Source organism: Microcystis sp. M165S2 (assembly GCF_020245885.1).
In the GTDB taxonomy this organism is placed as follows: Bacteria; Cyanobacteriota; Cyanobacteriia; order Cyanobacteriales; family Microcystaceae; genus Microcystis.
In genome coordinates, this window is the sequence record NZ_JADBTZ010000399.1 from 19,811 (window position 1) to 30,973 (window position 11,163).

Genomic DNA, 11,163 nt, shown 5'->3' on the forward strand with positions numbered 1-11,163 from the left:
CTGAGGATAGCTTCACACAGTCAAAACCTAATAGCATAACCAGTCTAAGCATGGGGTGAACGTAAAGCTTGACCTAAACGAGTTAAGCCTTGGGAACAGTCAAAACGATCGAGATGTACTTCAATAAATGATAGGCGATCGATGTTACCCTGGGCAATTGATAAAGCCTTTTCTAATTCCCCTTCTGTCCTGACTTGACAACTCCAATTTTCCCCGTTAAATACTGCTGGTAATTGGTGATATTTCCACGGTTGTAGATCATTATAAATATTATCCTGAATTACCCGCTCGATCGTGTAACCATCGTTATTAATTAAAAAGATAATTGCATTGAGATGGTGACGGATAATTGTCGAAAGTTCTTGGGCGGTCATTTGAAAAGCACCATCACCCACAAAGACGATAGGACGAGTATTGGGTGCGGCAAAAGCTACTCCTAAACAGGCGGGAATTGAATAACCAATAGAGAGATAAAATGCTTGACCAATAAAGTCGGTTTTTTGGGGCATTAATAAATCAATTGTGGCAATAATTGCGTCCCCTGTATCGGAAATAACCAAAGATTCTTGAGCAATAAAATGATTCATTCGCTCATAAAAACGAGCATTAGTTAATTTTTGCTCTGGCACGGGTATGAATTCTAAATTCTTCAAGTCGGCCGCGGGTTTAATCTCTAGTGTAGCCGCTTCTTTGTGACTTAGCTTATCAATTAAACCATCGATAAAATTACCTAGAAATACTGGTTGATAAAAGTGATGTTTAATTTTTACTTTCTCCGAATTGGCATTAATCAAATTATTGGGATTTAAATTAGCCGTAAATCCGCCTAAATTCATATCGGACATGATCGCCCCTAAACAGAGGACACAATCGGCATTTTCCACCCGCTGCTGAACGTATTCGCGACTTAATGCCCCCACATAAGTGCCGATAAATTGCGGCTGCATTTCCGAAATTGACGACTTACCTAAAATAGTGGTGGCTAAGGGATAACCCGTTACTTCTAAAAGTTTCAGCAACTTATCTTGGAGTTTAAACCGATGGAATTCTACCCCCGCTAAAATAATTGGTTTTTCCGCTTTTTCTAATAATAAAACCGCTTCTTCAATGGCTTCTTCTAAAGCGGCGGCATCCGTGAGATTATCGGTTAAATAAATTGGCTTTTCTGAGGGGATACAGGGACGATAGACCAGATCCCGGGGAATTTCGATATACACGGGACGTTTGTGATGCAAACAAGCTGCTAAAGTTTGATCGATTTGACTGGCTGCTTGGGTAGAATTAGTGAGAATAACCGAGGCAACCGTGACTTTTTCCATGATCGAAAATTGCAGATTATAATCGCCCGTGGTGTGGTGTAATAATAAATTATCCCGGCGAATCGAGCGATCAGAAGCACCACTAATTACCACCAGGGGAACTCTTTCAGCGTAAGCACCGACCACAGCATTAACCAGGCTAAATCCCCCGACTCCGTAGGTGACACAGACAGCGCCCATACCTTTGACTCGCGCGTAGGCATCGGCGGCATAACCCGCGTTAAGCTCATTACAGGTGCAAACTAATTCGATCGGACTTTCCACCAAAACATCCATCAAATCGAGGACATAATCCCCCGGCACCCCGAAAACATGATTAACCCCTAAACTATGGAGACACTGGCATAAATATTCGCCGATTGTGATCATAGCAATTTTCTCCCCTGTGTTGGCACTTTCACGCCGATCATAACGATTTTTTCAAAAAATAGGCTCATGCCCAGTAATAAACTGGAAAGTAAAAATCAGGAAACCTTGATTATATCTAGGCGATGGTGATCAATGCTATAGTATAAAGTCTGGGGTTTTTTCTTGGGTGTAAAAAAATATCTGCGGCACTTTTTCAGGTATAATTTTTATAGAAGATTCCCTAAGACTTTGGACTTAAATAAGGCTGACTGTTAATGATTTTTACTGAATTAGTTTTGCAAAATTTTGGACCCTACGCCGGTCGTCAAGTGATTAATTTACGTCCTGAAAAAGATAATAGTCCCTGTCCGATTATCCTTTTGGGAGGCATGAATGGCGGCGGTAAAACTACTTTAATGGATGCGATTCGTTTGGCTTTGTACGGTGCGCGGGCAAAGTGTTCTACTCGCAATAATTTAAGTTATGCCGAGTTTCTCAGTCAAGCAGTTAATCATCAAGCTTCCCTCATCGATCAAGCTAGAATTGAACTGGCTTTTGAACATCTAGTTAATGAACAATGGCGACAATATCGTATCGTTAGATACTGGACAAAACAGCCCAAAGATGGTAGAGATACCCTCGGTATTTTAGATGAAGATTGGCCCGATCCCGCCCTAGCTAACACTTGGGATGAATATATTGAAACTTTATTACCTTTGGGTATTTCTAACCTCTTTTTATTTGATGGGGAACAGGTAAAAGAATTGGCAGAACAGGATGTACCTCCTGACAGCGTTAAGGATTCGATGCAGACTTTATTAGGGTTAGAATTAGCGGAAAGATTAGCAGTTGATCTTGATATTTTAGCTGGTCGCAAGCGCCGGCTATTAGCAGCAGAAAATGAACTGGCAACTATTGAAGCTATTGAGAAAAAATTAGCTCAGTACCAAGAAGATTTGGAATTGGCTAGACAAGAGATGGAAACTCAACAAAAAAATTTAGATTTGGTTAGAAATGATTTTGATGCAGTCTCGGATAAATTTCGCATTGATGGCGGAAAAATTGCCGCCGAAAGAAGTCAATTAGAGAGCAGAAAAAAGGATTTAGATAAAAAGTTAGATAAACAGAGAGAATATTTAGGTCAATTGGCAGGGGAATTTTTACCCTTAAAGTTAATTTTTCCTCTCCTAGAAGCGGCTAAAATTCAGGGAGAAAAAGAGCTAAAATTTCAATCGTCTCAAGTCGCTCAATCGGTTTTAGAATCCAGAGATAAAAAGTTACTTGCTTATTTAGAACAACTGAATTTAACTTTAGAACAATTAGAGAATATTAGAGAATTTTTACAGCAAGAAAATCAGTTTTTAGCTGAGGATAGCGATTCTTTGATTACTCCTTACTTAGATTTAGACGAGGAGGCGATCGAGTTATTAAATCGAGTCTTAACCCATCAACTACCGGCACAAATTAACCTCGCTCATCAAGCAATGTCACAATTAAGAAATCTGGAAGCTGACTTAGATAATTTAGAGCGAGAATTAGCAGTAGCAGCCTCTCCCGAAGAATACGAAACCCTGAGTAATAACTTAAAAACCGCTCAGAAAAAGTATCTAAATGCTCAAGCAGAATACGAGCAAAGCCACAAAAATTATGAGGAAATCAAAAAGAAAATTGAGAAAACTAAAAAAGAATTATTTGCCTATAGTGAGAAAGCTTTAGAATCGCAAAGTAACGAACATATCGTCAATGCTATTGTCAAAGCACAGCAAACTTTAAAAGTGTTTAAAGAACGCTTAACTTTAAAAAAATTAAATAGATTGGAGGGAGAGGTGGCGGAATGTTTTCGTTATTTATTGCATAAGTCCGATCTGGTGCAGAAAATAGCGATCGATGCTGATACTTTTGGTCTATCTCTCTTTGGTCCCGATGGACAAAATGTGCCTAAACACCGTCTTTCTGCCGGAGAAAAACAACTATTAGCGATCGCTTTTTTGTGGGGATTAGCGCGAGTCTCCGGACGAGATTTACCCATCGCTATCGATACACCCCTCGGACGTTTAGATTCTTCCCATCGCCATAATTTAGTTGAACGTTATTTTCCCGCCGCTTCCTCTCAAGTCATCCTCCTTTCTACCGATACAGAAATTGGACAAAATGAGCTACAATTATTAGAAGAACAGCAAGTAATCGCCAGAAAATACCTGCTAGAATACAATTCCCAACAACGTCAAACTACTATTCACCCCGATCGCTACTTTTGGTAAGATTATGACTGAGATAAATTGCCAAAAAATCCTCGCCCAATTAATTCAACACCAATCAACCAGTCACCCCTACGAGAACTTAAAAAATAGTTTAGCGGCAGCCGATGGGTTTGATACAGACTTGAATCAGTTATCAGTTGACTGTTTACCGATCACTGAAAAAAACTTCCCACTTTCCACTATCCTATTAAACAGAATTGAGAATAACTAACTATTTTCTCATCGTTCAGAGCGAGGTAAAATTATAGATTATGGAATCACCGATCGAACGTTTTCGACTATCTCAAACCGCCAAAGATAGCCTAATAAAATTAAAACGCTACACCAAAATTGACCAATGGAATATCCTTTGTCGTTGGGCTTTTTGTCGTTCCCTTGCCGAACCGAGTCTCCCCTCTCCCGTTCCCATTCCTGCCGATAGCAATGTAGAATTATCCTGGAAAGTATTCGGGGGAGAAATGGCCGATATTTTCTTAATTGCCCTCAAACAACGTTGTCATCAAGACGGATTAGCAACCGATAAAGAAACTCTAACTCAACAATTTCGCTTACATTTACATCGCGGTATCGGTTATCTTGCTGGGGATACAAAGCTAAAAAAAATCGATAATTTAATCGAATTAGAGAGGGAAAATCTCAGAGAATCTTAATCAAGAATGATCTGTTTTCAGGGTGAGCGCATCTCAAACGCTATCGACAATTGACCAACTTTGTGATAGTATTTAAAGAGGAGGGGCTATCGGGGAATAAGAAAAAATGGAAAATTTAATCAAGGAAGCACTAAGCCATCGAGCGATTAATCACCCCTATTTACTTGCTTTAGAAAAAGGGGAATTTCAACATATTGATGAAGTTCTGAAAGACTTTGCCAGTCAATACGGAGCTTATAGTGACTGGTTTTCCCGTTATTTAACAGCAGTAATATCAAAGCTAGAAAATCCCACTCATCGAAATCGCCTACTGAAGAACTTAGCCGAAGAAAACGGACATCTACACGATGAAGATATCAAAGCAATTCGTAAATTAGGTATTAAGGACGAGTGGGTACAGGAAATTCCTCACCCACAGTTATTCAAGCGTTTTCAAGAAGCGATGGGAGTAGATAGCACGCCAACGCCTTGTGTTGAAGTGGAAATCTGGCGTGAATCATTCTTATCGCTGCTCCAGAATGGAAGTTCACTCCAAGCTATTGGAGCGATAGGTTTAGGGACTGAATCTGTTGTTAAATTCATCTACAAACACATTATTGAAGCGATCAAAAAACATACATCATTATCCTTAGAGCAATATGTATTTTTTCCTTTACATACAGAAGTGGAGGATGAACACGGCTTAACTTTAGTTGAGATTGCTAAAGAATTAGCCAGTGAAAGCGAACAGGCTGTTCTGGAATTACGGAAAGGAATGTTAAAAGCCTTAAATCTACGTGCTGCTTACTGGGACAATATGTATGAACGTGCGTCGGCACTAGATAAATTTTTGACATCATCAGATCAACTCAAGATTGTTACGCTGTTCACTAAAATGATTAAAAGCCAAAAGCTTTCTAATCAGGAACAGGAACTTTTATTGCCTCAAATCAATGAAGTGCGTAGGGGATTGACGGAAGACTTATCTACTGTTCCAGTGGAAAAACTACTACCCGGATTGAGTTCACTTTTGCTATACGGGATGCAAAGGGAAAAGCACAAGGAAGAAGTTCTGAACTTGTTAGATTGGCTTACAGAACCATCTGGTGAATGCAAATGTTCTCAAACAATATTAAGGCTTGCATCACAACTTTACCATGATTTTCAAACGGTGCGACTGGGAGCATTGACCGAAAAAATTAATGAACAAAAAAGCTTGACTCATGTGCAAGCAGCTAAGGAGCTTATTTCAACAATCAGCGCCAGCAACTTAGAAGCTTTATACAACAATAAGGTTGATCAACTCAATATTGATTTTAACGTATTTCGCTTGCCATTTGCTCTAGAAGTTTTAGATGCACGCGTAGTTATAGTCAAGCCAGGAAAAACGAATGAAATGCACCGACATGCACATGAAACCGTATTTGTATTTCTTCAGGGTCAAGGAAAAGTTATTGTTGATCAATACGAAAACGAAGTCGAACCGGGTACTTTTGCTGTTATTCCCCGTTGGTGTGTGCATCAATCTGTGAACTTAGGAGAAGAAGAGCTAATTTTTCTGGCGATAGCTGATTTCGGATTAACTGGCAAAAGTTTCATGGGCAATTACTTACACAGTGCTAGACTAAAACAAAATTAGTGCAAATTTTATCACGTTAGATAGGTATGAAAGCAACACAAGAAACCCAAAAAATTTACGACGAAAGCGCAGGAGACTGGCAACGAGTAGAACCGATTTTGCTTTCTGATTACTCCGCGCGTCCGTTTGTCATTGATTTATGTGAACCGATTGTCAACAAGAATATATTAGATCTAGGCTGTGGGGAAGGTTATGTAGGAAGAGAGTTAATTAACCGAGGCGCTCAATATGTTCATGGGATTGATATTTCATCGCAAATGATCGAGCGGGCCTTGATTCAAAAAAACGAGTATCAGATTACTAATGCTTCTTATGAAACTGGTGATATTCGTGATTTTGCGGTCACTGAGTCCGAACAATACGATTTAGTTCTGGCTATGTTTTTGTTCAACTACTTAAATGTTTCAGAAACTATTAGCACGATGCAAAAAGCCTACCAACTTTTGAAATTCGGTGGATATTTCCTGTTCGCCGTCCCCCATCCCTCTTTACCTTTTCTGAAAAAAGATAAGTTTCCGTTTTATTTTAAACCGAAAGCCGGTTATTTTTCTGGGCGCAATCAATTATTCCCCGGTGAGATTTGGCGCAGAGATAGAAAAGCCGTCGCCGTGCAATGTGTTCATAAAACTATGGAAGATTACTTCACATCTCTTCGTTTAGCAGCCTTCACAAAAATGCCAGAAGTTTATGAACTAAAAATTAATCAGGAACATTTAGAACTAGACCCAGAATTTTTTACTCCGCTTATTGACCTTCCCCTTCACGTTGCTTTCAAAATTCAAAAATGATTATACCAATTTCTGATCCTAATATTTCATTACTGACTTGGAAAAAATTGCCTGATCCTTCTCAACTATTTTTTCATTTACCAGAATCATTAGTCTCAGATTTACTAAAAAGAAGCAATCACAAATGGCTTGAAAAACCCAACGAAATAGGACAGGAAACAGTCAATAAAAATCTTGATTTTTTCCTACCATTTCGTGAGAAATTGCTCCAGGAACCAGGAATAATTATTTTCCGATTAGAACCCGCATTAACAGAAACGGAAATGCGATTAATTTATGCTTTCATTTCTCGCACTTTTGGACTGCTAAACCACCGCTATGGCTATTTTTTTGATGTAATCGATCGAGGAATGGATTACACTAAAGAAGCTATACCCGTTTCGATGACGAATGCAGAAACTGGCTATCATACCGATAGTACAGCCAAAAACTACTTCCCTGATATTGTTGGCTTACTGTGTCTTGCTGCCGAGGATGAGGGAGGAGATTCCCTGGTAGTAAACGCCGCCAATTTGTATCAATATTTCTGGCAACACCATACAGACCTAGCTCCCTATCTTTACGAACCTTTGGCGCGGGATGTGATTACACCGGGAGAGATTAATTCTCAAGAAGCTATTCAAAAGAATAATTTCCCCTTATTCTCAGCCGATTCTCAGGGTCTGGTTTTTCGTTATATGCGGTACTGGATTGAAGTCGCTTACTCCAAACTGGAAATAGCGCAACCGGAAGCTATCACAAAAACACTTGACATAATCGACAACTTTTTTTCAGAACCGGAAAATACAGTCCGCTTCAAAATGAAAAAAGGTGATGTATTTTACGTTAATAATCGCTTTTTATGCCACAATAGAACCGCTTTAAAAAATTCAGGAAAACCTCGACAGATGGTGCGTAGTTGGATTAACCTTTAAACAAAATACGTCCAGGCGAGAAAGTGGACCGGTCAAGGTACAGATTACGATGACCTCAACCTCCTTTTCACCCCTTCAGTGCTTCAAACTCACCTTAAAAAACCTTCGGTCGGCCTAAAGTAGTGATGTAGATAACTGCTTCATCCCAGGGAATTCCTAACACCTCATTAACTTGATCATCAAAAAAACCACCGATACCACTAACCCCTAACCCCAGATGAATAGCGGCTAAATTTAATCTCTGTCCCAAATGACCCGCATCTGCATGAAGATAACGATAAACTCGATCGCCGTATTTAGCCACTGCTTTTGACAGATCCGCCGTATGAAAAACCACAGCAGCCGCATCCCGTCCCAAATCCTGACCTAAACAGAGATAATGTAACTCTTGCCGGAAATTTTTAAAGCGAATTTGCCGCAATTCTTGGGCTTTGGGAGCATAATAATAACAGCCTTCCTCTAATCCGGTTACTGCCGAAACAGCGATAAAAGTTTCCAATAAATCCAGAGCAAAATAATCGGGATTGGGATCGAGATTTTGGCCGGCATAATCTTGGGGTTGATAGGTGAAATGCAGCAGCGCTCGCAATTCGTCTAAACTGAGACTAGCGCCACTATAAGCGCGGGTAGATCTGCGTTTAAGAATCGTACTTTCGAGATCGATTAAATCTTCCCCCCAATTGACGGGACGGGATGTCACGGAAACTTTTAGACAAAAAGGAAAATTATATTTATCTTCCCAATTAGAGGGGGTAATATTTGCTTCTATCTTCTCATCTGTAGCTATGATAGTGGCTCGGTGTAGGGAGTTTAATAATTCTCCCTCGGTAATTTCGGGATAAAGAGTCGTGGTTGCCGAAGGGAGTGCCGTGGTACTATGGGGGAGATTTTGCCGGATATTGAGCAGATCTGCCAAAGGAATCACCGTCATGACACTTTCTTTCTCGGAATCGAGATAAAGCAATTCATTCATCTGGCTATCGTTAAAACCACCGATTAAATGGGCGCGATAGTCATTAATCGAGGCTGATAGCTCAATATTGCCCAATAAATGCCCTGTATCGAGGAAAATACGTCGATAAGCTCGATCTTCGTAGCGCCAAGCAGACCGATAAAAAATGGCACTGGTAACTACAGCGATATCGGTATTTTCTAAAACAGGATTCCAGAAACAAGCACATTGTAGGTTCGTCCAGACATCACTTTCCCAGAATAAAAGCAGCGAGTGACTTTGACCTTGGTAGCTGTAGAGACCGGCGGGTAAAAATTCCGTGCCACGGGAGATCAGATAGACCTCGGCGGGGTATAATCCACCAGCAGAGGGTGCGGAACGTAGGTACAAGGGACTCCCCATAGTGGCAATTTTGGCAGTTAACCCATAGCTACAGCCCAAAATTCGCGATATACGTCGCCAAAAGTCTCCTTTTTGGGGAACCGTTTGACGGGAGAGGTAGGGTTTGAGATCGAAAGTCTGACCGATTTTGTATTCTTTGAAGGGATAGGGTTGTTGACTCCAATCAAGACCTTTACTTTTTGAGGCGATCGTCTGGGGGTCGTATTTGGTACGCTCGTGGTAGTATTCGGCGATCGAGATTGGCTGATCTGGCATGATAAAGATAGGCTGTCTAAGCTTTACTTTTTAGTGTAATATCGATACCCCCCAAAAAATCAACCAGCCAGAGAGTCGATCGGCTAAAAGTAAAGATAATTACAAATTTCACCTACATAAAATCTATGGAAATTATCGCTGTTTTACTGGGAGTTTTCGGTTTAGGGACAGGTGCGGGTTTATTGGTCATCCGTAACTATTACCATATCTGTCAACCGAGCGAAGTCTTAATTTTTGCCGGCAGTCGTCGTCCCACGGCCACGGGCAAAACCATCGGTTATCGTTTGGTAAAAGGGGGCAGCAGCATTCGTTTACCTATGCTAGAACAAGTGTATCGGATGGACCTGACCAACATGATCATCGATCTCAGGGTGGTTAATGCCTATTCTAAGGGCGGTGTGCCGTTGATCGTCACCGGGGTGGCGAATATTAAAATTGCTGGGGAGGAACCGATTATTCATAATGCGATCGAGCGTTTATTGGGCAAGAAACGCAAGGAAATCGAACAATTGGCTAAAGAAACCCTTGAGGGGAATTTGCGCGGTGTCTTGGCCAATTTAACCCCAGAACAAGCGAACTCCGATCAGATCGCTTTTGCCAAAAGTCTCTTGGAAGAAGCGGAACAGGATCTGGAAAAATTGGGTTTAGTTTTGGATAGTTTGCAGATACAGAATATCTCTGATGAGGTGCGTTATCTCGATTCGATCGGACGGAAGCAAAAAGCCGAATTACAGAGAGATGCCCGGATAGCAGAAGCAAAAGCCCGAAAAACATCGATTATCAAGGATTCCGAGAATCTACGCCTCACCGCTTTGCGTCGTATCCAAAAAGATTTAGAAATAGCCAAAGCTGACGCAGAAAAACGGGTGCGCGACACTCAAACTAAGCGCGGCGCCATGATTGCCGAGGTAGAATCGGTGGTTATGTCCGATTTAGCTAAAGTACAGGCCGAAGTGGCGGTACAAAACGCCCGCATTAAGCAGGTGAAACAGCAATTACAAGCGGATGTGATCGCACCTGCCGAGGCCGAATGTCAACAAGCGATCGCAAAAGCCCGGGGGGAAGCGGCCAAAATTATCGAACAGGGGAAAGCGCAAGCGGAAGGAACCAAAAAATTAGCGGCTTCTTGGCAAGGAGCGGGAAATAACGCTAAAAACATCTTTTTATACCAAAAATTGGAGTTATTGCTTAAATTAATGGTCGCTAGTGTCCCAGAAGTGCAGGTGCAAACGGTGACGGTAGTGGACGGGGGTGATGGTAATCTTGTCCCGAAAATGACTGCTTTTGCCGAACAATTGCGTCAAGCTACCGGAGTGGATCTGGTACAAATGGCTAATCGCATAGCACAAACCGAGCCATCTGTCAAGGGTAAAGACACAAATTTTGATTTTAAACAATTGCCCTCTTGAATCAGTGATCAGGAGACAGGAGACCGGAGACTGGAGACTGGAGACCGGATTCAGGAGACAGGAATAGATTATTTTATTTATTCTCCCCATCTCCCCATCTCCCCATCTCCCCATCTCCCCATCTCCCCCTCTCCCCATCTCCCCATCTCCCCATCTCCCCATCTCCCCATCTCCCCATCTCCCCATCTCCCCATCTCCCCATCTCCCCATCTCCCCATCTCCCCATCTCCCCATCTCCCCACACCCC

9 protein-coding genes are annotated in these 11,163 nt (G+C 41.4%); 7 read left to right on the forward strand and 2 right to left on the reverse strand.

The window, feature by feature from the left end; translation table 11 throughout:
- Positions 1 to 44 precede the first annotated feature (44 nt).
- Entirely contained in the window at positions 45 to 1,688 is a 1,644-nt protein-coding gene (locus tag IM479_RS19805) for an alpha-keto acid decarboxylase family protein (protein ID WP_287687682.1), read from the reverse strand.
- A gap of 254 nt (positions 1,689 to 1,942) precedes the next feature.
- On the opposite strand from IM479_RS19805, the gene dndD reads away from it, so the two are divergent.
- The 6 genes from dndD (at position 1,943) to IM479_RS19835 (ending at position 7,898) form a co-directional block, all read left to right on the forward strand.
- Positions 1,943 to 3,928, forward strand: coding sequence for a DNA sulfur modification protein DndD (gene dndD / locus IM479_RS19810; protein WP_287687681.1), 1,986 nt, complete (start codon positions 1,943 to 1,945; stop codon positions 3,926 to 3,928).
- A 4-nt stretch (positions 3,929 to 3,932) separates the two neighbouring features.
- Positions 3,933 to 4,139, forward strand: coding sequence for a hypothetical protein (locus IM479_RS19815; protein ID WP_287687679.1), 207 nt, complete (start codon positions 3,933 to 3,935; stop codon positions 4,137 to 4,139).
- Positions 4,140 to 4,179: 40 nt separating this feature from the next.
- Positions 4,180 to 4,578, forward strand: coding sequence for a DNA sulfur modification protein DndE (dndE, locus tag IM479_RS19820; RefSeq protein ID WP_286826875.1), 399 nt, complete (start codon positions 4,180 to 4,182; stop codon positions 4,576 to 4,578).
- 106 nt (positions 4,579 to 4,684) lie between these two features.
- A complete protein-coding gene (locus IM479_RS19825) occupies positions 4,685 to 6,196 on the forward strand; it encodes a cupin domain-containing protein (RefSeq protein WP_287687678.1) in 1,512 nt (503 codons plus the stop codon).
- A gap of 26 nt (positions 6,197 to 6,222) precedes the next feature.
- Positions 6,223 to 6,984 (forward strand): class I SAM-dependent methyltransferase, encoded by a 762-nt coding sequence (locus IM479_RS19830; protein ID WP_287687676.1) that lies wholly within the window; start codon positions 6,223 to 6,225, stop codon positions 6,982 to 6,984.
- Complete coding sequence (locus IM479_RS19835) at positions 6,981 to 7,898, forward strand: TauD/TfdA dioxygenase family protein (RefSeq protein WP_287687674.1); 918 nt, start codon at positions 6,981 to 6,983, stop codon at positions 7,896 to 7,898. The genes IM479_RS19830 and IM479_RS19835 overlap by 4 nt, the downstream gene beginning before the upstream one ends.
- A 94-nt stretch (positions 7,899 to 7,992) precedes the next feature.
- On the opposite strand, the gene IM479_RS19840 is transcribed toward IM479_RS19835, so the two are convergent.
- Positions 7,993 to 9,507, reverse strand: a complete 1,515-nt coding sequence (locus IM479_RS19840) for a SagB/ThcOx family dehydrogenase (RefSeq protein ID WP_287687673.1) — start codon at positions 9,505 to 9,507, stop codon at positions 7,993 to 7,995.
- 125 nt (positions 9,508 to 9,632) lie between these two features.
- Here IM479_RS19840 and IM479_RS19845 point away from each other — a divergent pair, with 125 nt between their 5' ends.
- A complete protein-coding gene (locus IM479_RS19845) occupies positions 9,633 to 10,916 on the forward strand; it encodes a flotillin family protein (RefSeq protein ID WP_286826880.1) in 1,284 nt (427 codons plus the stop codon).
- The last annotated feature ends 247 nt before the right edge of the window (positions 10,917 to 11,163 follow it).